Consider the following 23,314-nt stretch of genomic DNA (forward strand, 5'->3'; position numbering starts at 1 on the left):
AGAGGTTTTGCCCTTCATGGGCGACCAGGAGTCAGCACGATTGAGTAAAAATAAACTCTCCAAAGGTCAGCAGCGCCGCGTAAAGGCCAACCACCAGCGCCGCCTTACAACAACTGCGGAGAAGCCCGACTACGACGATAACCTGTTTGGCGAAACCGCCGAAGGGGTAGTGATCAGCCGTTTTGGTATGCATGCCGACGTGGAAGCCGCCGATGGCGAAACCCACCGCTGCAATATCCGCCGCACTATCCGCTCGCTCGTTACCGGCGACCGCGTTGTTTGGCGTCCGGGTAAAGCCGCCGCTGAGGGCGTTAACGTTAAAGGTATCGTTGAAGCGGTGCATGAACGCACCTCGGTTCTGACGCGCCCAGACTTTTACGACGGCGTAAAACCGATCGCCGCGAATATCGATCAAATCATTATCGTCTCCGCGATTCTGCCGGAGCTGTCGTTGAACATCATCGACCGCTACCTTGTTGCTTGCGAAACGCTCGACGTTGAGCCCTTGCTGGTATTGAACAAAATCGACCTGCTGGACGACGAAGGCATGGCGTTTGTTAATGAGCAGATGGATATTTATCGCAATATTGGTTATCGCGTACTGATGGCCTCAAGCCATACGCAAGACGGCCTGAAACCGCTGGAAGAAGCGCTAACCGACCGAGTCAGCATCTTTGCTGGGCAGTCTGGTGTGGGTAAATCGAGTCTGCTCAACGCATTACTGGGGCTGAATGACGACCGCATCCTGACCAATGATGTTTCGGATGTTTCAGGTTTGGGGCAGCACACCACCACGGCAGCGCGTCTGTACCACTTCCCGAGCGGCGGCGACGTCATCGACTCCCCAGGAGTGCGCGAATTTGGCCTGTGGCACCTCGACCCGGAACAAATCACTCAAGGCTTTGTCGAATTCCACGATTACCTGGGTCACTGCAAGTACCGTGACTGTAAACATGACACCGATCCGGGCTGCGCTATCAGGGCTGCCGTCGAGGATGGGAAGATTGCTGAAACCCGTTTCGAAAATTATCACCGTATTCTGGAAAGCATGGCGCAAGTAAAAACGCGTAAAAACTTTTCTGAGACGGATAATTGAGAGTTATACACTAAATCATTCAAGTCGCGTCACGGCGGCAAGTATGCGGATGCGGCTAACGCCAAAGCGGCTTGAAAGATGACGGGTATATGATTTTGCCGACTGACATTTTTACTAACACTCGCTAGAATCGGCCGCTTTTCTGTTTAAGATCCGGCATTCGTCGTCGGATCAGGAACGACACATAATGGCCTGGAGGCTACCTTGTTAAACTCGTTTAAACTTTCACTGCAATACATTCTGCCTAAACTGTGGCTTACGCGTCTCGCAGGCTGGGGTGCGAGCAAACGAGCGGGATGGCTGACCAAACTGGTTATCGATCTGTTCGTAAAATTCTACAAGGTCGATATGAAAGAGGCGCAAAAGCCAGACACCGCCAGCTATCGCACCTTTAACGACTTCTTCGTCCGCCCACTGCGTGAAGACGTGCGCCCGGTCAACACCGACCCGAACGTGCTGGTGATGCCAGCCGATGGCGTTATCAGCCAGCTAGGCACGATTGAAGGCGACAAAATTTTACAGGCGAAAGGCCACAACTACTCGCTGGAAGCCCTGCTGGCCGGTAACTACATCATGGCCGACCTGTTCCGTAACGGTTCGTTTGCCACCACTTACCTGTCGCCGCGCGACTACCACCGCGTACACATGCCGTGTAACGGTATCCTGCGCGAAATGATCTACGTGCCGGGCGATCTGTTCTCTGTGAATCACCTGACCGCGCAGAACGTGCCTAACCTGTTTGCCCGTAACGAGCGCGTTATCTGCCTGTTCGATACCGAATTTGGCCCAATGGCGCAGATTCTGGTCGGTGCGACCATCGTTGGCAGCATTGAAACCGTCTGGGCGGGTACAATTACCCCGCCACGCGATGGCATTATCAAGCGCTGGACATACCCAGCGGGCGACAGCGAAGGTTCCGTTGCGTTGCTGAAAGGCCAGGAAATGGGCCGCTTTAAACTGGGCTCTACGGTTATCAACCTGTTTGCGCCAGGCAAAGTGAAGCTGGTTGAACAGCTACAAAACCTGTCTGTCACTAAACTGGGTGAACCGCTGGCAATCTCTGGTGAAGCAATCGCCGAGCCAGAAGCTGTAGCTGAACCCGCCGTAGTTGCTGAACCTGTCGTGGTTGTCGAGCCTGTTGTGGTGACGGAACCCGAAGTGGTTGTCGAAACGACCATCGCTACCGAGACGGAAGCGAAGCCAGCAGCCGAGCCGGAGGTTGCTCCGCAGGCTGACGAAAAGAAAGAGCGAAGCTAATAACTGAATAAGGGTCTGATGTGCGCCTGATTATCACTTTACTGATGGCCTGGTGCCTCAGCCAGGGGGCGTACGCAGCGACGGCCCCCAACGCCCGACAAATCGCTCAGGAACTGGAGCAGGCAAAAGCGGCTAAACCCGCCCAGCCGGACACCGTTGAGGCGCTCCAGTCCGCCCTCAGCGCGCTTGAGGAGCAAAAAAGCTCACTTGAGCGTGCTGCGCAATACCAGCAAGTTATCGACAACTTCCCCAAACTCTCCCAAACGCTGCGTAATCAGCTCAATAACTTGCGCGATGAACCGCGTCAGGTGCCAAATGGGATGAGCAGCGATGCGCTAAACCAAGAAATCCTGCAAATCAGCAGCCAATTGCTGGAAAAAAGCCGCCTGGCGCAGCAGGAACAAGAGCGTGCCCGTGATATTGCCGACTCACTCAACCAACTGCCGCAGCAGCAAACCGACGCGCGCCGCCAGCTCAACGACGTAGAGCGCCGGATAGGCACGCAGTCGGGCAATACCCCGCTGGCGCAGGCGCAAAACCTTAGCCTACAGGCCGACTCCAGCCGTTTAAAAGCGCTGGTCGATGAGCTTGAACTGGCGCAACTTTCAGCCAATAACCGCCAGGAACTGGCGCGTATGCGCTCGGAGCTGGCGCAAAAGCAGAGCGAACAGCTCGATGCCTACCTCCAGGCGCTGCGTAACCAGCTCAACAGCCAGCGCCAACAGGAAGCGGAACGAGCGCTGGAAAGCACCGAACTGCTGGCGGAGAACAGCGAGAACCTGCCGCCGGTAATTGTTGACCAGTTTAAAATCAACCGAGAGCTTTCTCAGGCGCTTAACCAGCAGGCTCAACGTATGGATCTGGTGGCGTCCCAGCAGCGTCAGGCCGCCAACCAAACCTTACAGGTTCGCCAGGCGTTGAACACACTGCGCGAACAATCCCAGTGGTTGGGTTCTTCGAACTTGCTCGGCGAAGCACTGCGCGCCCAGGTTGCGCGTCTGCCGGAGATGCCAAAACCGCAGCAGTTGGACACTGAAATGGCCCAGTTGCGGGTACACCGTTTGCGCTATGAAGACCTGCTCAACAAGCAGCCGCAGCTACGTCAAATTCACCAGACAGATGGTCAAGCGCTCACCGGCGAGCAAAACCGCATTCTCGAATCTCAGTTACGCACTCAGCGTGAACTACTGAACTCGCTGTTACAGGGCGGCGATACGCTGATTCTCGAACTGACCAAACTGAAAGTGTCCAATAGCCAACTGGAAGATGCGCTGAAAGAGGTCAACGAAGCGACTCACCGCTATCTGTTCTGGACGTCCGATGTGCGCCCTATCGACTTCAGTTGGCCGCTCGAGATTGTGCAGGATTTGCGCCGTCTTATCTCACTGGACACCTTCAGCCAGTTAGGTAAAGCCGTCGCGATGATGCTCACCAGCCGCCAAACGTTGTTGCCGTTGTTCGGCGCGCTGCTACTGGTAGGTTTTAGTATCAGCTCGCGTAAACACTTTACGCGTTTTCTGGAACGTTCCAGCGCCCGCGTCGGTAAAGTTACCCAGGATCACTTCTGGCTCACACTACGCACGGTGTTCTGGTCAATTCTGGTGGCGTCGCCGCTGCCGGTTCTGTGGGCGACGCTCGGCTACGGGCTTCAGGAAGCCTGGCCGTACCCGCTTGCCGTGGCGATTGGCGATGGCGTGACCGCCACCGTGCCGTTGCTGTGGGTGGTGATGATTTGCGCCGCCTTTGCCCGCACTAACGGCCTGTTTATCGTCCACTTTGGCTGGCCGCAGAACCGTGTCGCGCGCGCCATGCGCTATTATCTGATGAGTATCGGGCTTATCGTGCCGCTGATTATGGCGCTGATCATGTTCGATAATCTTAACGATCGCGAGTTCTCGGCGTCGCTTGGCAGGCTCTGTTTCATCCTGATTTGCGGCGCGCTGGCGGTGGTTACGCTGAGCCTGAAACGCGCCGGTATTCCGCTGTATCTCGACAAAGAAGGCAGCGGTGAAAACCGGGTCAACTTGATGCTGTGGAACCTGATGATTGGCGCACCGCTGGCGGCTATTTTTGCCGCCGCCGTGGGTTATCTCGCCACCGCACAGGCGCTGCTGGCGCGCCTGGAAACCTCGGTGGCTATCTGGTTCCTGCTGTTGGTGATTTACCACGTTATTCGCCGTTGGATGCTTATCCAGCGCCGCCGGTTGGCGTTTGATCGCGCCAAACATAAGCGCGCCGAAATGCTGGCTCATCGCGCCAGAGGCGAGGAGGAAGCACACGCCAGCAGCCTCGAAGGCTCCGCAGAAATAGACGTTAGCGAAGTGGATCTCGATACCATCAGCGAGCAGTCATTGCGCCTGGTGCGTTCGCTTCTGATGCTGGTTGCGCTGGTGTCGGTCATCATCCTGTGGTCAGAAATTCACTCGGCGTTCGGCTTCCTTGAAAACATCTCGCTGTGGGACGTCACCTCAACCGTACAGGGCGTGGAAAGCCTGGAGCCGATTACGCTCGGCGCGGTGCTGATTGCGATTCTGGTGCTGATTATCACCACGCAGTTGGTGCGTAACATGCCCGCGCTGCTTGAGCTGGCCATTTTGCAGCACCTGGATCTCACGCCGGGTACAGGCTACGCCATCACCACCATCACCAAATACATCCTGATGATGATTGGTGGACTGATGGGCTTCTCGTTATTGGGGATTGAGTGGTCGAAATTGCAATGGCTGGTTGCCGCACTCGGTGTCGGCCTCGGTTTTGGCTTGCAGGAGATTTTCGCCAACTTTATTTCGGGCCTGATTATCCTGTTCGAAAAACCGATTCGTATCGGCGATACGGTCACCATTCGCGACCTAACCGGCAGCGTAACGCGCATTAACACCCGCGCCACCACAATCAGCGACTGGGACCGCAAAGAGATTATCGTGCCGAACAAAGCCTTTATCACCGAGCAGTTTATCAACTGGTCGCTGTCGGATTCGGTCACTCGTGTGGTGTTGAGCATCCCAGCGCCGTCGGATGCTAACAGTGAGGAGGTCGCGCAGATTCTGCTCACCGCCGCGCACCGCTGTTCGCTGGTTATTGATACGCCAGCGCCGGAAGCCTTTTTGGTGGATTTGCAGCAGGGGATTCAGATTTTCGAACTGCGTATTTATGCCGCTGAAATGGGCCATCGTATGCCGCTGCGCCACGAGCTACATCAGTTGATACTGGCCGGTTTCCGCCAGCATGGCATCGATATGCCATTCCCACCATTCCAGATGCGTCTGGAGACGATGGATGGCCGCAAAACGGGCCGCACGATGACTTCGGTTGGCAAAACGCGCCAGCCTGGCAGTTTGTAATTAACCGGGGGATTTATCCCCCGGTACTTTCCCGCACAACCAGCGTGACCGGCAGAATCTCATCCGCCGTCGTGACTCCGTCTAACAGCAACCCCACTGCCCGATAGCCCAGTTGGTGCTTATCCACGGCGATTGTCGTCAACGCCGGACGGCTCCAGGCGGCGGGGTCGATATCATCAAAACCAACGATGGCGATATCCTGCGGCACACGGAAACCGCGCTGTTCACAGATATTCATCGCCGCAATCGCCGTCACATCGTTATAGGCGAAGATAGCGTCCGGCGGCTCCGCCAGCGACAGCAGTTCATTCATCGCCGCCACCAGCGACTGGTTGGTATCCACCAGCGGCGAGGCAATCACCTCATACTCTGGCGGCATCATCATTTGCGCCTCATACAAAGCCTGGCGATAGCCCTTTTCACGCTGGCGAATGCTGTAATGGGTGGCCGTGCTGGCGAGAAAGGCAATACGTTTACGCCCAGCGTCAATCAAGTGGCGCGTCGCCAGATAGCCGCCGCGCAGGTTATCCACATTGACGCTGGGTATATCAGGAGCCCACAGATCCACCAGCACCATAGGAAGCTGAGCTTTCTGCACTGCCATAATCAGCGAGCTTTCAAAGTAACCGGCACAAATCAGCGCATCAGGGTGATGCAATGCAATCTGTTCTTCAATGTTGTCGCCAGGGCCAATGGAAAGAAAGCTCATGGCGATCCCCTTTTCACGGCAATGATCTTCGACACCGAGTAGTAAGAGGGAGTAAAACGGCAGCGCGCGGGCAATATCATGCTGGCGATGCAGTAAAAACAGCACGCGTTTTACTTTCTCACCACGCAGGCGCGAAAAGTCGTAGCCCATCTCCTGCGCCACCGTGATAACACGCTGTCGAGTCTCTTCTTTTAAACCTGGCTGCCCTTTCAGCGCGCGAGAAACCGCAGCAACGGAAAGCCCACACGCCTCGGCAATACTTCTGATCCTGACCGGCTTCGTCATGACGCTCCCATAAAAGAAACATGATTTTGTTCACTATAGATTTATGTGCTTTTCATCGCAACGCTGGATTCTCTGACAGGGAGATCATCATCAATACACTATGGATTATGCCGCTATCTGCATGAAAAATACTGCTCACTTTGCCGGTAAACACGATCGCATTCACGCTTCACTCATCATTCACTTCCCCTGGAAACAGGTTAATTTCTAAAGTAACAGCATCTTGTTTACTAGAAATGAGGTTGTCTATGTTACCGGGAAAAGGCGTTAAACAAGGGAACTACCTGCTTTCCTGCATCTGGTTTCTCTTTTTCTTTATCTGCTGGGGCGCGTGCTTTCCCTGGCTATCGCTGTGGCTGACAGAAAAAATCGGTATCGACTCAACGCAGGTAGGGATGGTGTATACCTGCATCGCGATTGTCGCGGTCGCCTTTCAGCCTGTCTTTGGCGTGCTGGCCGATAAGCTGAACTTTCGTAAACACCTGATGTGGATGCTGGCAGGCTTGATGATCGCCTTCGCTCCGTGGTGGATCTGGGTATTCGCTCCGCTACTCAAAATCAATATTGTTGCCGGAGCGTTGGCCGGAGGCGGTTTTATCGGCCTGGCATTTGGCTGCGGCTGCGGGATATGCGAGGCATGGATCGATAAAGTCTCGCGGCTGGAAGGTTTTGAGTTTGGTCGCGCCAGAATGTGGGGAGGCATCGGCGCAGCAGTAGGGACGTTTATCTCCGGCAAACTGTTCGCGATTAACCCCGATTACATCTTCATCATGGCCAGTTGCGCTGGGCTGGTGTTAGCGATTCTGCTGTGCTTCTTTCATCCAGGCCAGCAGGGACTGGCTGGCGAGCTTAATCCGCAGCGGCTGAAAATCAACCGTGGCGATGTCCTCTCACTGCTACAAACCCGCCGTTTCTGGTTTCTGGTGCTGTATATGGTCGGCGTCGGCGCAGTCTATGAAACCTACGATCAGCAGTTCGCCGTCTACTACAGCAGCTTCTTCGCCACCCGCGAGCGTGGAGCAGAAGTGTTTGGCTACCTCTATACCGCACAGATTTTCCTTGATGCGCTAACCATGTTCTTCGCCCCGGCAATTGTGAACCGCATCGGCCCGAAAAATGCGCTGCTGTACTGCGGCTTTATCATGGCATTTCGCATTATCGGCAGCGCAATGGCAACCGGCCCGATTCTTATCTCCACCATGAAGCTACTGCACGGCTTCGAAAGCTCGATTTTAATCATCGCAACGCTGAAATATATCTCCGCCAACTTCGACTGGCGACTCTCCGCCACCGTTTATCTGATTGGCTTCCAGTTTGCCAAACAGTTCAGCCAAATTTTTATGAGCACTGGCATCGGCAGCATGTACGGCTCAATGGGCTTCAAAGAGTCCTACGCCATTCTCGGTGTGATTGCCCTGTCCTTCACCGTGATTTCTATCTTCACACTCTCGGGCAGCCGAGTTTTACACCCCACGCCCGTCGTATAACCGTGTTATTAAGGATCTGATATGTCTTCACTATTTTCTGTAATTGAAAACGGCATCACCCTGGTTTTCGACCTGCAAGACAAAGCCCGCCTGCTGCACTTTTCCGCCCTGCCGTTCAACGCCGAAACCCTGGGCCAGAACGCCGATGAGCTATCGCGCTTTAACCTGGTGGAAGTAAATATCTCTGGCCTCGATAAACCGCTGGAACGCCACGGAGCCGGTTTTACCGCCACCGCGCCAGGTTATACGCTGCGCTATCGCCAACATCAGGACACGCATAATGCCGAGGGCCGCAAACTGGTTTTCACGCTGTTCGATGCCGAAACGGCGGCAGAGGTGGAGGTGCACTACCAGTTTTACAGCCAGCTTTCACTGCTGCGCAGTTGGAGCGTTATCCGCAACCTCAGCGATAAACCGTTTACCGTTGAGTACCTTTCCAGCTTCGTGATTAACGGCATAGAAAAAGAGAGCGCCAAAAACTGGGGCGATAACTTCACGCTGCATATTCCGCACAATAGCTGGACGCGAGAACTACAGTGGCGGCAATACACGTTTGATGAGTTAGGCTTTATGCCCTGCATTCAAAAAGGATTACAGCGATCGTCAAAGCCGCTGCATTACAGCAACACCGGAGCGTGGTCGAGCAAAGAGTATTTGCCGATGGGCTACCTGGAAGACCGCGACACCGGCACAGGGCTGTTCTGGCAAATTGAGCATAACGGCTCATGGCATTGGGAAATTGGCGACCAGGCAAATCACTTGTATCTGCAATTGGGCGGACCAAATGAGTTCTATCATCACTGGTTTAAAGACCTTCAGCCCGGCGATGAATTTTGTTCCGTACCGGTTGCGGTAGGCGTGACGCAGGCCGGTTTTACCGATGCCATCGCCACTCTCACTCAATATCGCCGCCGTACCCGCCGTGAAAATGAGGATAACCAGCGGTTAGGGGTTATCTTTAACGATTACATGAACTGCCTGTTTGGCGACCCCACCACCGAGAAACTGTTACCGTTGATTGATGCCGCAGCCGAGGCGGGCGCAGAATATTTTTGTATCGACTGCGGCTGGTACGATAAAGGTGAATGGTGGAACGGCGTCGGCCAGTGGCAGCCCAGCGCGGAACGCTTCCCGGAAGGAATTCAGTACGTTATCCGCTATATCCGCGATAAAGGCCTGATTCCTGGGCTTTGGCTGGAGCTAGAAGTGATGGGAGTGAAATCCCCCAAACTGGCGGAAACCGACGACAGTTGGTTCTTTATGCGCCACGGAAAACGTGTATTTGATCGCAGCCGTTACCAGCTAGATTTTACCAGCCCGGCGGTGATTCACCATGCCAATGAGGTTATCGACCGGCTGGTAACCCAGTACGGCGTGGGCTACATCAAAATGGATTACAACATTGAACCGGGGATCGGCACGGAGCAGCACGCCGATAGCGCGGGCGATGGCCTGCTGAAACATAACCGCGCCTGGCTTGCATGGCTGGATAGCGTCTTTGCGCGCTATCCGCAATTGATTATCGAAAACTGCGGCAGCGGCGGCTTGCGTATGGATTACGCCATGCTCAGCCGCTGTTCTATTCAGTCCACCAGCGATCAAGAAGATTACCTGAAATACGCCACCATCGCCGCCAACGCACCGACCGCCGTCACGCCGGAACAGGCCGCTATCTGGTCTTATCCGTTACGTGATGACGACGAGCAGGCGGTGATCTTCAACCAGGTGTCAGCCATGCTGCTACGCATTCACCAAAGCGGCCATTTAGCAGAACTCTCTGAACCCGGTTTCCGCCAGGTACAGGAAGCTATCCGCTATTACAAAACGCTACGCCAGCATATCAATACCGCGCTGCCGTTCTGGCCGCTGGGGCTATCGCGTTTTAACGACGAATGGGTATCGCTGGGAATGAAATCGACGACAGGAAAGACATGGCTGGCGGTCTGGCGGCGAGAAGGCGCTGAGGATACCTGCGCACTGCCACTTGCTGGGCTACGCGGTCGCGTGGTGCAAGGCTATCCCTCGACAGTGCACCACCCGATAAGCTGGCAAGACGATCGCGATGTATTGATGGTGACAATGCCACCGCGATCGGCCGCTATCTTTGAGATTGTGCCGTAAACAATAGGCCTGATAGCACTGCGCTATCAGGCCTAAGCATTGACATCAATGAGTTGATGTTAAAAAAGAACGCCAGGCTGGCGGCGGCGGTAGTTTTCATAAATCGCCATCGCCAACAGCGAGAAGAAAACAGGCCCGCCAACCATCCACAGCGCGCTGCTCCAGTCTCCAGCTTCCATCACTGGCTGAATCACGGTGAAGATGTTGGCAAAGGCCACGACCAAAACAACCATACCGGTCGCCACAAGCGTTGACAGCCTGCTGTTGAAGATAACAAACGGGCGCTCAAGTTCCTGTTTTGCTTTGAAGAATGGGAAGGCTAACGCCAGGAACAGGTACGGCAACGTCATTGAAACGTTCGCCATCAGCGTCAGTTTGTTATAGAACACCGAGGCGGTATCGCCACCAAATGACACCAGCAGAATAAACAGGCTGACCAACGCACACTGCATCCACATCGCCGTAGATGGCATACCATTTTCATTCAGGCGAGTCATCGACGCAGGCCATAGCGCTTTTGGCGTCCCCTGGATAATCGCTTTCAGCGGTGAATAACTCAGGGTGAAAAACGCGCCGGTATAGGCGAGGAACATCGACAACCCCGTAATACGCGCAAACCATACGCCTACCGTGGCAGCCATCTCTGGCGGCAGGTGCATTGCGTTGCCTAACGTTGCGCCCAGGCTTGTCATCAGCACATAAGTGATGTTGCCGAGGTTAACGGAGTGGTCGCTTAAAATGAGCTGCCAGTTACTGCTAACGCCCCATAAAAATATCGCCAGTGAATATCCAATGGAAATAACAATCGCCGCAAAAATAATTCCTTTGGCAAAGTTCTTTTCCGGTTTTTCCGTTTTATCAACCAGACCGCCGACGGCTTCAATACCGCCATAGGCAAAAATAGCAAAGACGACAAAGGATAAAACCGCCAGTCCAGATTGATAACCTGGGTTTGGTGAGGTCGTAAAATTAATAGGTTGCGCAAAATGGCCACCATTTAATAACAAAATGGCCATACTGACTAACAATAAAACTAAGTTCAGGCACATCACGGAAATACCACCAACGGCAGTAATACGGGCGATTTTATTAATGCCCTTCACCGCCACCGTCGTGACCAGCACCATCCAGAATACTGCCAACAGACCGACAACCTGAGTGGACGCAAGCCCCGCAAAGCCCCAGCGCTGGGTCATATCTGCGCCAAATACGAAGGTCGAAAACGGAACCCAAATCTTAGCCGAGGTGCTAACCATCCAGATAACGTAGGAAGAAAACCACATAAACGTGCCAATAAAAGCGTAGCGCGGGCCAACGCTATTATTCATCCAGGAATAGATGCCGCCTTCTTCTTTTCGGTAGGCCGCGCCCATTTCAGCCATCATTAAGGCAAATGGAATAAAGAATAATAATGCAGAAAATATATACCAAATGATGGCGCTATAACCCATCAGGTAAAACGCGGAGGGGCTATTGGCAAAACCAAAAACGGACGTAAATATCATGAGGATGAGGCCTATCAGGCTCATCTTTTTTATCGATGGGGTCATTTGACCATCCTTTATTGCGGATTATTTTTACGCATCAACAACAAAGCCCATACCGCAGCTTGCAACCGCAAGGCAGTAACGAGATAGACGCGAGAATTGACCGGCGGGATAATAGCAAACGTTCAGAAAGTTATTGTGGCAAATAGCGCGAATCTAAACATAAATAACCAAAAAAATGGCGCATAAGCGCCATTTAATATTGATTACTGGTCTATTTTCAGACTTATGCCCGATCAACGCTAAACGCCAGCACTTCAGACAGCGTCTCTGCCCCTAGCGCCAGCATAACCAGACGGTCTACGCCCAGTGCGACGCCGGAACAGTCCGGCAAGCCTGCGGCCAGTGCGTCCAGCAGGTTTTGATCGATGGGCTGTTGTGGCAGGCCGCGCGCCGCGCGCTTACGGTTATCCTGCTCAAAACGCTGCTGCTGCTCACGGGCGTCGGTCAGCTCATGGAAACCGTTCGCCAGTTCCATGCCCTTGAAGTAGACCTCAAAACGCTCGGCAACACGGTGATCTTCCGCGCTAATCTGCGCCAGCGATGCCTGGCTTGCCGGGAAGTGATAGACAAACGTCGGGCGCTCTTTACCGATATGCGGCTCAACACCGAAAGTGAACAGCATTTGCAGCAGCGTATCGCGGTCTTCTTCGGTATCCGCGATGTTGCTCAAATCGAGCTTCGCCGCCGCTTCACGCAGCTGCGTTTTGTCTGCCGATAGCGGGTCGATTTCCAGATAACGCTGGAAAGCCTGTTGATAGGAGAGGCTCTCCGCCGGTTGGCACTCCAGCACTTGCTGTAAAAGATCATCGACTTCGTTGATCAGACGATACATATCAAAGTGCGGGCGATACCACTCCAGCATGGTGAACTCTGGGTTATGGTGGCGTCCCATTTCTTCGTTGCGAAAGCTACGGCACAACTGGAACACCGGGCCACACCCTGCCGCCAGCAGGCGTTTCATGTGGTATTCAGGGCTGGTCATCAGATACAGGTTAATTCCCTCGGAATGACCGGGACCGACGAAGCGAGTTTCAAACGGGACCATATGTACGTCAGTCACCGTCGCCTGGCTCATGCAGGGCGTTTCCACCTCTAGTACGCCGCGATCGGCAAAGAAACGACGAATCTCCGCCATCAGAGCCGCGCGTTTTAACAGATTAGGGATGGATGCGCTCGGCTGCCAGGTTGCCGTCTCGCTCATGGTTTTTTCTCCGATTTCAAACAAGGGCACGAAGTCTACTCGCAAGCGGCAAATGACACAAATTTTGCCCAGTAATTTCACCTACGCCGCAGGCGAACATTTTTTTATGTAATTCCACAACGTAGTTAATCAACTACAGTGATAAATAAACCGCACAGAACGACAAAAAAATCGAACACATCAAATTTCCTTAACCGGCGTGCGGGTATACTGATTTACCCATAAAGGAGCAGTGGATACGCTTTTACTACAGGCGCGTAATCTCCCCGCGTAGCCCGTGGTGAAATAACAAAAATCTGGAGGAATGTCGTGCAAACCTTTCAAGCCGATCTTGCCATTATAGGCGCAGGCGGAGCTGGATTACGCGCTGCTATCGCAGCTGCCCAGGCTAATCCGAAAGCCAAAATCGCTTTGATCTCAAAAGTTTATCCTATGCGCAGCCATACGGTTGCCGCTGAAGGTGGCTCCGCCGCCGTCGCACAGGACCATGATAGCTTCGAATACCATTTTCACGACACCGTCGCCGGTGGCGACTGGCTTTGCGAGCAGGATGTCGTCGATTACTTTGTTCACCACTGCCCCACAGAAATGACCCAGCTTGAGCAGTGGGGTTGCCCGTGGAGCCGCCGCCCAGATGGCAGCGTCAACGTGCGACGCTTCGGGGGGATGAAAATAGAACGAACCTGGTTCGCCGCCGATAAAACCGGCTTCCACATGCTGCATACCCTGTTCCAGACCTCCTTACAGTTCCCACAAATCCAACGCTTTGATGAACACTTCGTCCTCGACATTTTGGTGGATGACGGGCAGGCCCGTGGCCTGGTCGCCATGAACATGATGGAAGGGCAACTAGTGCAAATCCGCGCTAACGCGGTAGTGATGGCAACCGGCGGCGCAGGCCGTGTGTATCGCTACAACACGAACGGCGGCATTGTCACCGGCGACGGGATGGGCATGGCGCTGAGCCACGGCGTTCCGCTGCGCGATATGGAATTTGTGCAGTATCACCCAACCGGCTTGCCTGGCTCCGGCATCCTGATGACCGAAGGCTGTCGTGGTGAAGGCGGCATTCTGGTTAACAAAGATGGCTACCGTTATCTGCAAGATTACGGCATGGGGCCAGAAACCCCGCTTGGCGAGCCGAAAAACAAATACATGGAGTTGGGTCCGCGCGACAAAGTGTCTCAGGCCTTCTGGCATGAATGGCGCAAAGGCAACACCATCTCCACGCCGCGCGGCGATGTGGTTTACCTTGATCTGCGCCACCTCGGCGAGAAAAAACTGCTGGAGCGCCTGCCGTTTATCTGCGAGCTGGCGAAGGCTTACGTCGGCGTAGACCCAGTGAAAGAGCCGATCCCAGTACGCCCAACCGCGCACTACACTATGGGCGGTATCGAAACCGACCAGCAGTGTGAAACGCGTATTAAAGGGCTGTTCGCCGTCGGTGAATGCTCCTCCGTTGGCCTGCACGGCGCAAACCGTCTGGGTTCCAACTCGCTGGCCGAACTGGTGGTCTTTGGTCGTATGGCCGGTGAGCAAGCGATGGCGCGCGCCGCAACCGTAGGCGAAGCCAACGGCAGCGCGCTGGACGCGCAGGTTAACGATATCGAAAACCGTCTGAAAGCGCTGGTTAACCAGCAAGGCAGCGAAAGTTGGTCGAAGATTCGCGACGAAATGGGCCTGTCGATGGAAGAAGGCTGCGGCATTTACCGTACGCCAGAGTTGATGCAGAAAACCATTGATAAGCTTGCTGAATTGCAGGAGCGCTTCAAACACGTACGCATTACCGATACCTCCAGCGTGTTCAATACCGACCTGCTGTACACCATTGAGCTGGGCCACGGGCTGAACGTTGCCGAGTGTATGGCGCACTCCGCAATGGCGCGTAAAGAGTCGCGCGGCGCACACCAACGTTTAGACGAAGGTTGCACCGAACGCGATGATGTCAATTTCCTCAAACATACCCTCGCCTTCCGCGATGCCGACGGCACGACTCGCCTCGACTATAGCGATGTGAAGATCACCACCCTGCCACCGGCAAAACGGGTGTACGGTGCCGAAGCAGAAGCGGCCGAGAAGAAGGAGACGGCGAATGGCTGAGATGAAAAATGTCAAAATTGAGATTGTGCGCTACAACCCAGAAGTGGATAGCGCACCGCACAGCGCTTTCTATGACGTGCCTTACGATGAGCAAACCTCCCTGCTCGATGCGTTAGGCTACATCAAAGATAACCTCGCGCCGGATCTCAGCTACCGTTGGTCATGCCGTATGGCTATCTGCGGCTCTTGCGGCATGATGGTCAACAAAGTGCCGAAGCTGGCCTGTAAAACCTTCCTGCGCGAATACCCGAAAGGCCTGAAAGTGGAGGCGCTGGCAAACTTCCCTATCGAGCGCGATTTGGTGGTCGATATGACGCACTTTATCGAGAGTCTGGAAGCGATTAAGCCGTATATCATCGGCAACCCACGCACGCCAGATCAGGGGCCAAATAAGCAAACACCAGCGCAGATGGCGAAATACCATCAGTTCTCCGGCTGTATCAACTGCGGTCTGTGCTACGCCGCCTGCCCGCAGTTCGGCCTGAATCCTGAGTTTATCGGCCCGGCGGCGATTACGTTGGCGCACCGTTATAACGAAGATAGCCGCGACCACGGTAAGAAAGAACGTATGGCGCAACTGAACAGCCAGAATGGCGTCTGGACTTGTACTTTTGTCGGCTACTGCTCCGAAGTGTGTCCAAAACACGTCGATCCCGCCGCTGCCATTCAGCAGGGCAAAGTAGAAAGCTCGAAAGACTTTCTTATCGCCACCCTGAAACCACGCTAAGGAGTGCATGATGACGACTAAACGCAAACCCTATGTACGGCCAATGCCGTCTACCTGGTGGCGAAAACTACCGTTTTATCGCTTCTATATGCTGCGTGAAGGCACGGCAGTGCCTGCGGTGTGGTTCAGTATCGTGCTGATTTACGGCTTGTTTGCACTGAAGCACGGCGCTGAAAGCTGGGCGGGCTATGTGGGCTTTTTGCAAAACCCAATTGTGGTGGTGCTGAACCTGATTACCCTCGCCGCCGCGCTATTGCATACCAAAACGTGGTTTGAGCTGGCGCCGAAAGCCGCCAATATCATCGTGAAAGGCGAAAAAATGGGGCCAGAGCCGGTTATCAAAGGGCTTTGGGTAGTGACCGCCGTGGTCAGCGTGGTGATTCTGTTTATCGCCCTGTTCTGGTAAGGAGACTGGCATGATTAACCCTAATCCAAAGCGTTCCGATGAACCGGTATTCTGGGGGCTATTTGGCGCAGGTGGCATGTGGAGCGCGATTATCGCTCCGGTGATGGTGCTGCTGGTTGGTGTGCTGCTGCCGCTTGGCCTGGCGCCAGACGATGCCTTCAGTTACGAGCGAGTGCTGAGTTTTGCCCATAGCCTGATTGGCCGCGCATTTATCTTCCTGATGATTGTGTTGCCGCTGTGGTGTGGGCTGCACCGTATTCACCATGCGATGCATGACCTGAAGATCCACGTGCCGAACGGGAAATGGGTATTCTACGGGCTGGCTGCCATTCTGACGGTGGTAACGTTGGTCGGTGTGCTGTTTATCTAGTGCAAGCCGCGCCGGATGGCGGCTTTGCCTTATCCGGCCTACAGGATATCACCCGTAGGCCCGATAAGCGCAGCGCCATCGGGCACAACTCCTCGTTAATGCGCGCTCAACTTCAACCCGATAATCCCCATCACAATCAGCGCCAAGCTGGCGATACGCATCGGGCTTGCCGATTCCCCTAACAGCAAAATACCGGTGATAGCCGCACCGACTGCGCCAATCCCCGTCCACACTGCATAGGCCGTGCCTACCGGCAGGCTTTTCATCGCCCACGACAACAGCGCCATGCTGACCACCATCGCAGCGACGGTGATAACACTTGGCACCAGGCGGCTAAAACCATGGGTATATTTCAGGCCGACAGCCCAAACCACTTCCAGAAGACCTGCGACAAAGAGAATTAACCAGGACATATTGGCTCCATTAATGGGGCCGTCCCCGAATGCGATACGCTTACGGGTCGTCCCGTAAGGTGTTGGAAAGTTGCCCACCAGTATAAACAAGGGCACGAGCGATGAAAAGAGACGGTACGACGAGATTGCGTACCGTCGCACAGGCTTATTGCTGGGCTTTGGTCGCCGCACCAGAAATCGCGCTACCACCATCCGAAATATCTTCACCGATACCTCGAGTGGTATTGCAGGCGGTTAATACAGAGGAAAAGACCAGAACCGTAAAAAGAGCGGCAATTGTTTTTTTCACCATAATGTCATCCTTAAGTGCCAGTTTTCGTTATCGTGCTTCATAAGCATAGACAACTTCATCCAGCATGTTGGATCTCAGTGATTTTTTTCGGACAAAAATACAGCGGGATGGGGTAATGCGGAAGCTGGCGCAGCACTGATGCTGCGCCGGACGGCTTAATGCATGAATTACTTCACGCGAGATACGTATTCGCCAGAGCGGGTATCTACTTTGATCACTTCGCCAATCTGTACGAACAGTGGAACTTTAACCACTGCGCCAGTAGACAGAGTTGCTGGTTTGCCGCCAGTACCTGCGGTGTCGCCTTTCAGACCTGGATCGGTATCAACGATTTCCAGCTCAACGAAGTTCGGCGGAGTCACGGAGATCGGCTGACCATTCCACAGGGTCACGATGCATTCAGCCTGGTCCAGCAGCCATTTTGCGTTATCGCCAATCGCTTTCGCGTCAGCAGACAGTTGTTCGAAGGTTTCGTTGTTCATGAAGTGCCAGAACTCACCGTCGTTGTACAGGTAAGTCAGGTTCATATCGACAACATCTGCACCTTCCGCAGAGTCGGTAGATTTGAAGGTTTTCTCTACGCGAGTACCGGTCAGCAGACGGCGCAGTTTAACGCGCGCAAACGCCTGGCCTTTGCCTGGTTTTACGAATTCACTGGCTTCGACAGCATAAGGTTCGCCGTCCATCATGATTTTAAGACCAGCACGAAAATCGTTGCTATAGTAAGTCGCCATAAGGCCCTCTGAAATTGTTAAATGGTAGCTAAGCCACAAAATGGCGCATATTGTAACCCGAAATACCCCATCCAGAGAAGATTGGTTAGTGCAACTTGCCGATGTTCTCACCGATCCAGATGAACTATTACGTCTTTTGAACCTGGACGCTGATGAAAGTTTGCTCGCTGGCCGTGAGGCTAAGCGTCTTTTCGCCCTGCGCGTTCCGCGCGCATTTGTGGCGCGAATGGAAAAAGGCAACCCCAACGACCCGCTGCTGCGTCAGGTACTGACCTCGAAAGAGGAATTTATCGCCGCGCCCGGTTTTTCCACCGATCCACTGGAAGAACAGCACAGCGTCGTACCTGGTTTGCTGCATAAGTACCATAACCGTGCATTGTTGCTGGTGAAAGGTGGCTGTGCGGTGAATTGCCGTTATTGCTTCCGCCGCCACTTCCCGTATGCCGAAAACCAGGGCAACAAGCGCAACTGGCAAGCCGCGCTGGATTACATCAACAGCCACCCGGAATTGGATGAAATCATCTTCTCCGGCGGCGACCCGTTGATGGCAAAAGATCACGAGCTAGACTGGCTGCTCAGCCAGCTAGAGGCGATGCCACACATCAAGCGCTTACGCATTCACAGCCGTTTACCAATTGTGATTCCGGCACGTATTACCGACACGCTGGTTTCTCGCTTCGAACAGTCGCGGCTGCAAATTCTGCTGGTGAATCATATTAACCACGCCAACGAAATCGACGACGCGTTCCGCTCAGCGATGGCGCGTCTGCGTAAAGCCGGGGTGACGCTGCTAAACCAGAGCGTGCTGCTGCGCGGGGTGAATGACAACGCACACACGCTAGCAGACCTCAGCAATGCGCTGTTTGACGCGGGTGTCATGCCCTATTACCTGCATGTGCTGGACAAAGTGCAGGGCGCGGCGCACTACCTCGTCAGCGATGATGAGGCGCGCAATATTATGCGGGAACTGCTGACGCTGATATCCGGCTATATGGTGCCGAAACTGGCGCGTGAAATTGGCGGAGAACCGAGTAAAACGCCGCTGGATTTGCAGTTGCGTCAATCGTAAAAGGGCGGCGGTGCAAGGCAAAAATAAAACGGCAACGCCCGTTGCCGTTTTTACCTTCTCCCCACGGGAGAGAGCCGGAGTAAGGGTATTAGCCCTCACTTAATTCAGTTCGGGCACTTATAAACCTGGCCGTTCATTTCGCTGTCGGTTGGGACAAAACTGGACAGCAGGCCTTGTGTTGGGCTGCTTACGCCATAAATCACGTTACCGCCCAGTTCGGCTGCATGGTTACGCAGCGCGTTCGCAGCACCGCGCATAGAGCCGCCTTCAGCGCCCTGCTGCCCGGAAAGCCAGTTACCCTGCGCACCGGTTGCGGTCCCCAGCAGTTGGCACTCCGCGCCCGGCTTATCTTCCACGAAACGGACGTTCTGCCCGCCAGCGGTCAGCTCCGTAGTAGAGCTACAGCCAGCCAACAGCAGCGCTGCGCCAACAATCCCTGCCAAATATTTTACCTGCATGTTATTCCCCATAATCAATGAGCTGGACGCATGTCGTCCGTGTGTAAACCTTATACTAAAAAGATGACCAAAAGAAAAACCCCCGAACATTTCTGTTCGGGGGTTTCTTGTTGCTATGGGGTATAGCGCACGATTACATCATGCCGCCCATACCGCCCATGCCACCCATGCCGCCAGCAGCACCTAAGTCAGGAGCATCGCCTTTAGGCAGGTCGGTCACCATGCATTCGGTGGTGATCATCAGGCCCGCAACGGAAGCCGCGTACTGCAATGCAGAACGGGTTACTTTGGTTGGGTCCAGGATACCGAAGTCGATCATGTTGCCGTATTCTTCAGTTGCTGCGTTGTAACCGTAGTTACCTTCGCCCGCTTTAACTGCGTTAGCGACAACAGACGGTTCTTCACCGGCGTTGGTAACGATTTGACGCAGTGGAGCTTCCATTGCGCGCAGCGCAACTTTGATACCCACGTTCTGGTCTTCGTTCTGAGCGGTCAGGCCAGCCAGTTTCGCTGCAACGCGAACCAGAGCAACACCACCACCAGCAACCACGCCTTCTTCTACCGCAGCACGGGTCGCGTGCAGGGCATCGTCAACGCGTGCTTTTTTCTCTTTCATTTCAACTTCGGTAGCCGCACCGACTTTGATTACTGCCACACCGCCAGCCAGTTTCGCTACGCGCTCTTGCAGTTTTTCACGGTCATAGTCAGAGGTTGCTTCTTCAATCTGCTTACGGATCTGAGCAACACGGCCCTGAATTGCGGCTTCTTCACCCACGCCATCGATGATGGTGGTGGTGTCTTTGTTGATAACAACGCGTTTCGCCTGACCCAGGTCTTCCAGAGTTGCTTTTTCCAGCTCCATACCGATCTCTTCAGAGATAACAGTACCGCCAGTCAGGGTAGCGATATCTTGCAGCATCGCTTTACGACGATCGCCGAAGCCAGGTGCTTTAACCGCAGCCACTTTCACGATGCCACGCATGGTGTTAACCACCAGAGTCGCCAGCGCTTCGCCTTCAACGTCTTCAGCGATGATAACCAGTGGTTTACCTGCTTTCGCAACGGCTTCCAGAACTGGCAGCATTTCGCGGATGTTGGAGATTTTCTTATCAGCCAGCAGGATGAACGGGCTTTCCAGTTCTACTGCGCCAGTTTCTGGTTTGTTGATGAAGTATGGGGACAGGTAGCCACGGTCGAACTGCATACCTTCAACCACGTCCAGCTCATCTTCCAGACCAGTGCCGTCTTCAACGGTGATAACGCCTTCTTTACCGACTTTATCCATCGCTTCTGCGATCAGTTTACCTACGGTTTCGTCGGAGTTAGCAGAGATAGTACCTACCTGAGCAATGGCTTTAGAGTCGGAGCATGGTACGGACAGGGCTTTCAGCTCTTCAACAGCGGCGATAACCGCTTTGTCGATACCACGTTTCAGATCCATCGGGTTCATACCCGCAGCAACAGCTTTCAGGCCTTCGGTGATGATGGACTGTGCCAGTACGGTCGCGGTGGTGGTACCGTCGCCTGCAGCGTCGTTCGCTTTAGAGGCAACTTCTTTCACCATCTGCGCGCCCATGTTTTCGAATTTGTCTTCCAGTTCGATTTCACGCGCTACGGATACGCCATCTTTAGTGATGGTTGGCGCCCCGAAAGATTTGTCCAGGACAACGTTACGGCCTTTTGGACCCAGGGTAACTTTTACTGCATCTGCCAATACGTTTACGCCGCGCAGCATTTTCACACGAGCGTCGTTACCGAATTTTACGTCTTTAGCTGCCATTTCTTCTATTCCTCAAATTCGTTTATGCACTGCATCCTTCAAGCTGTCTTGATGCAACTCGAATGATTTCGCGCATACGTTACGTGCTTAAATTACGCTTCAACAATTGCCAGGATGTCGCTTTCAGACATGATCAACACTTCTTCATTGTCGATCTTCTCAGATTTCACGCCATAGCCATCGTTGAAAATCACGATGTCACCAACTTTAACGTCCAGTGGCTGCACAGTTCCGTTTTCCAGAATGCGGCCCTTACCGACAGCGATGATTTCGCCACGCGTTGATTTAGCTGCCGCAGAACCGGTCAGAACGATACCGCCAGCAGATTTGGTTTCAACTTCTTTACGTTTGACGATCACACGATCATGTAACGGACGAATACTCATTGATAGCTCTCCTTTGAGAAAGTCATTATCAGTTATGGGTGACGCCGGGCCGAATACGGTTTTCCGGCTAGTGCCAGAGAGATGGGGGTAGTTATTTTGGCCTTCAAGGGGGCAGCTTAAAAAAAATTTTGCTCAAGGGCTTAATCACGATAAATCGCTGAAATATCGACCTACAACAGCACAATGACGAGGGACGCCGCGCCACAGTGCCATGGTAAAATTACGCTCTTTGCCGCAGCGTGGAAGAGGGTCATGACAGGACTAAAACAAGAGCTAGGGTTAGCTCAAGGTGTGGGGTTGTTATCAACGTCGCTACTGGGGACTGGCGTTTTCGCCGTTCCGGCGCTGGGAGCACTGGTTGCCGGGGACAACAGCCTATGGGCCTGGCCGGCATTGATTGTGCTGGTCTTTCCCGTGGCTATCGTTTTTGCCTTGCTGGGGCGGCATTTCCCTAGCGCAGGCGGCGTCGCGCACTTCGTCGATATGGCATTTGGCCCTCGGCTCGCACGTGTTACTGGCTGGCTATTTCTCTCGGTTATCCCGGTCGGCCTACCCGCCGCGCTGCATATCGCCTCTGGCTTTACCCAGGCGCTGTTTGGCTGGCACGGCTGGCAACTGCTGTTGGCTGAAATGGCCACGCTGGCGATTGTCTGGTGGCTTGGCTCGCGCGGCGCTAGCTCCAGCGCCAACCTGCAAACGCTGGTTGCACTGATGATTGTCGCCCTGCTGGCGGCTATTTGGGGTTATAGCGATATCAGCCTCACGGCGATTCCATTCCCGGCACTAAACGCCATTGATAGCGCGCAATTGTTTGCCGCACTGTCGGTGATGTTCTGGTGCTTCGTCGGCCTTGAAGCATTTGCGCACATGGCTTCGGAGTTCCGCCATCCAGAGCGGGATTTCCCGCGCGCCCTGATTATCGGCCTGCTGCTGGCAGGCGTTGTGTACTGGGCATGCACTGCGCTGGTGCTGCATTTCCATGCCTACGGCACGGCAAACAGCGCAGCCGCCTCGCTGCCCACTATTGTGGTACAACTGTTTGGCGTTAAAGCGCTGTGGGTCGCGAGTGTGGTCGGCTTTCTGGCCTGTTTCGCGAGCCTCAATATCTATATTCAAAGTTTTGCCCGTCTGGTGTGGTCGCAAGCACAGCACCAGCCTGGCAGCTATTTGGCGCGCCTTTCCTCCAACCTTGTGCCGCGCAACGCCCTCAGCGTGGTGATCGGCAGTTGCATGGTGAGCACACTCGCGAGCTACTGGCTGAATATTAATCTCGATGCGCTGATCATCTACGCCAACGGTATTTTCATCATGATTTATCTGCTGTGTATGCTGGCGGGCTGCAAGCTGTTGAGCGGTCGTTATCGGGTGCTCTCCGCCGTAGGCGGTGTGCTGTGCCTGCTGTTGCTGGCGATGGTGGGCTGGAAAAGCGTGTACGCTATCGTAATGCTGGCGGGGCTGTGGTTATTAATGCCCACACGGCGCGTGGCTGCGGCATAAAAAAAGCCGGATAGGTATCTAATGCTGGTCAGTTA

General features: G+C 54.1%; 20 protein-coding genes. 11 read left to right on the forward strand and 9 right to left on the reverse strand.

The window, feature by feature from the left end; all coding sequences use genetic code 11:
- The first annotated feature begins 40 nt into the window (after nt 1-40).
- The 3 genes from rsgA (at nt 41) to mscM (ending at nt 5,694) form a co-directional block, all read left to right on the forward strand.
- Entirely contained in the window at nt 41-1,096 is a 1,056-nt protein-coding gene (gene rsgA / locus AC6I4B_RS21040; RefSeq protein ID WP_497767922.1) for a small ribosomal subunit biogenesis GTPase RsgA, read from the forward strand.
- A gap of 204 nt (nt 1,097-1,300) precedes the next feature.
- The gene (gene asd / locus AC6I4B_RS21045; RefSeq protein ID WP_497767923.1) at nt 1,301-2,353 is read left to right on the forward strand and encodes an archaetidylserine decarboxylase; all 1,053 of its coding nucleotides are present in this window, start codon (nt 1,301-1,303) and stop codon (nt 2,351-2,353) included.
- Between the two features lie 20 nt (nt 2,354-2,373).
- Nucleotides 2,374-5,694: a miniconductance mechanosensitive channel MscM gene (gene mscM, locus AC6I4B_RS21050; protein WP_497767925.1), complete on the forward strand. Its 3,321-nt coding sequence runs from the start codon at nt 2,374-2,376 to the stop codon at nt 5,692-5,694.
- Nucleotides 5,695-5,707: 13 nt separating this feature from the next.
- On the opposite strand, the gene AC6I4B_RS21055 is transcribed toward mscM, so the two are convergent.
- On the reverse strand, nt 5,708-6,688 hold the full coding sequence (locus tag AC6I4B_RS21055) for a LacI family DNA-binding transcriptional regulator (RefSeq protein WP_497767926.1): 981 nt from the start codon (nt 6,686-6,688) through the stop codon (nt 5,708-5,710).
- A 248-nt stretch (nt 6,689-6,936) separates the two neighbouring features.
- Between AC6I4B_RS21055 and AC6I4B_RS21060 the strand changes: the two genes are divergently transcribed.
- Complete coding sequence (locus AC6I4B_RS21060; RefSeq protein WP_497767927.1) at nt 6,937-8,175, forward strand: oligosaccharide MFS transporter; 1,239 nt, start codon at nt 6,937-6,939, stop codon at nt 8,173-8,175.
- A 21-nt stretch (nt 8,176-8,196) separates the two neighbouring features.
- Nucleotides 8,197-10,296: a glycoside hydrolase family 36 protein gene (locus AC6I4B_RS21065; RefSeq protein ID WP_497767929.1), complete on the forward strand. Its 2,100-nt coding sequence runs from the start codon at nt 8,197-8,199 to the stop codon at nt 10,294-10,296.
- Nucleotides 10,297-10,355: 59 nt separating this feature from the next.
- On the opposite strand, the gene yjeM is transcribed toward AC6I4B_RS21065, so the two are convergent.
- Nucleotides 10,356-11,846 (reverse strand): glutamate/gamma-aminobutyrate family transporter YjeM, encoded by a 1,491-nt coding sequence (gene yjeM / locus AC6I4B_RS21070; protein WP_497767930.1) that lies wholly within the window; start codon nt 11,844-11,846, stop codon nt 10,356-10,358.
- Between the two features lie 223 nt (nt 11,847-12,069).
- On the reverse strand, nt 12,070-13,047 hold the full coding sequence (gene epmA, locus AC6I4B_RS21075) for an elongation factor P--(R)-beta-lysine ligase (protein WP_497767932.1): 978 nt from the start codon (nt 13,045-13,047) through the stop codon (nt 12,070-12,072).
- Nucleotides 13,048-13,356: 309 nt separating this feature from the next.
- Here epmA and frdA point away from each other — a divergent pair, with 309 nt between their 5' ends.
- The 4 genes from frdA to frdD are packed head-to-tail and all read left to right on the forward strand — an operon-like array spanning nt 13,357 to nt 16,650.
- Entirely contained in the window at nt 13,357-15,147 is a 1,791-nt protein-coding gene (frdA, locus tag AC6I4B_RS21080) for a fumarate reductase (quinol) flavoprotein subunit (RefSeq protein WP_497767933.1), read from the forward strand.
- Nucleotides 15,140-15,874 (forward strand): succinate dehydrogenase/fumarate reductase iron-sulfur subunit, encoded by a 735-nt coding sequence (locus AC6I4B_RS21085; protein ID WP_497767935.1) that lies wholly within the window; start codon nt 15,140-15,142, stop codon nt 15,872-15,874. The genes frdA and AC6I4B_RS21085 overlap by 8 nt, the downstream gene beginning before the upstream one ends.
- 10 nt (nt 15,875-15,884) lie before the next feature.
- Complete coding sequence (frdC, locus tag AC6I4B_RS21090) at nt 15,885-16,280, forward strand: fumarate reductase subunit FrdC (protein WP_497772276.1); 396 nt, start codon at nt 15,885-15,887, stop codon at nt 16,278-16,280.
- A gap of 10 nt (nt 16,281-16,290) precedes the next feature.
- Nucleotides 16,291-16,650 carry a fumarate reductase subunit FrdD gene (gene frdD / locus AC6I4B_RS21095; RefSeq protein WP_497767936.1) on the forward strand — a complete coding sequence of 120 codons (360 nt, stop codon included), beginning with the start codon at nt 16,291-16,293 and terminating at the stop codon, nt 16,648-16,650.
- Nucleotides 16,651-16,745: 95 nt separating this feature from the next.
- Here frdD and sugE read toward each other — a convergent pair whose 3' ends face one another.
- The 3 genes from sugE to efp all read right to left on the reverse strand — a co-directional run bounded on the left by sugE (nt 16,746) and on the right by efp (nt 18,089).
- Nucleotides 16,746-17,063 (reverse strand): quaternary ammonium compound efflux SMR transporter SugE, encoded by a 318-nt coding sequence (sugE, locus tag AC6I4B_RS21100; protein WP_497767938.1) that lies wholly within the window; start codon nt 17,061-17,063, stop codon nt 16,746-16,748.
- A 145-nt stretch (nt 17,064-17,208) separates the two neighbouring features.
- A complete protein-coding gene (ecnB, locus tag AC6I4B_RS21105; RefSeq protein ID WP_497767939.1) occupies nt 17,209-17,355 on the reverse strand; it encodes a lipoprotein toxin entericidin B in 147 nt (48 codons plus the stop codon).
- 167 nt (nt 17,356-17,522) lie between these two features.
- Nucleotides 17,523-18,089 carry an elongation factor P gene (efp, locus tag AC6I4B_RS21110; RefSeq protein ID WP_497767941.1) on the reverse strand — a complete coding sequence of 189 codons (567 nt, stop codon included), beginning with the start codon at nt 18,087-18,089 and terminating at the stop codon, nt 17,523-17,525.
- A gap of 40 nt (nt 18,090-18,129) precedes the next feature.
- Between efp and epmB the strand changes: the two genes are divergently transcribed.
- Complete coding sequence (gene epmB, locus AC6I4B_RS21115) at nt 18,130-19,158, forward strand: EF-P beta-lysylation protein EpmB (RefSeq protein WP_497767942.1); 1,029 nt, start codon at nt 18,130-18,132, stop codon at nt 19,156-19,158.
- Between the two features lie 104 nt (nt 19,159-19,262).
- Here epmB and AC6I4B_RS21120 read toward each other — a convergent pair whose 3' ends face one another.
- The 3 genes from AC6I4B_RS21120 to AC6I4B_RS21130 all read right to left on the reverse strand — a co-directional run bounded on the left by AC6I4B_RS21120 (nt 19,263) and on the right by AC6I4B_RS21130 (nt 21,782).
- Nucleotides 19,263-19,616, reverse strand: a complete 354-nt coding sequence (locus AC6I4B_RS21120; protein ID WP_497767944.1) for a DUF4156 domain-containing protein — start codon at nt 19,614-19,616, stop codon at nt 19,263-19,265.
- A gap of 133 nt (nt 19,617-19,749) precedes the next feature.
- A complete protein-coding gene (gene groL / locus AC6I4B_RS21125) occupies nt 19,750-21,396 on the reverse strand; it encodes a chaperonin GroEL (protein ID WP_497767945.1) in 1,647 nt (548 codons plus the stop codon).
- 92 nt (nt 21,397-21,488) lie between these two features.
- Nucleotides 21,489-21,782, reverse strand: coding sequence for a co-chaperone GroES (locus AC6I4B_RS21130; RefSeq protein WP_003855929.1), 294 nt, complete (start codon nt 21,780-21,782; stop codon nt 21,489-21,491).
- A 252-nt stretch (nt 21,783-22,034) separates the two neighbouring features.
- Here AC6I4B_RS21130 and yjeH point away from each other — a divergent pair, with 252 nt between their 5' ends.
- Nucleotides 22,035-23,279, forward strand: a complete 1,245-nt coding sequence (gene yjeH / locus AC6I4B_RS21135; RefSeq protein WP_497767947.1) for an L-methionine/branched-chain amino acid transporter — start codon at nt 22,035-22,037, stop codon at nt 23,277-23,279.
- The last annotated feature ends 35 nt before the right edge of the window (nt 23,280-23,314 follow it).

The sequence above is a fragment of the Kluyvera fluvialis genome, from assembly GCF_059725275.1.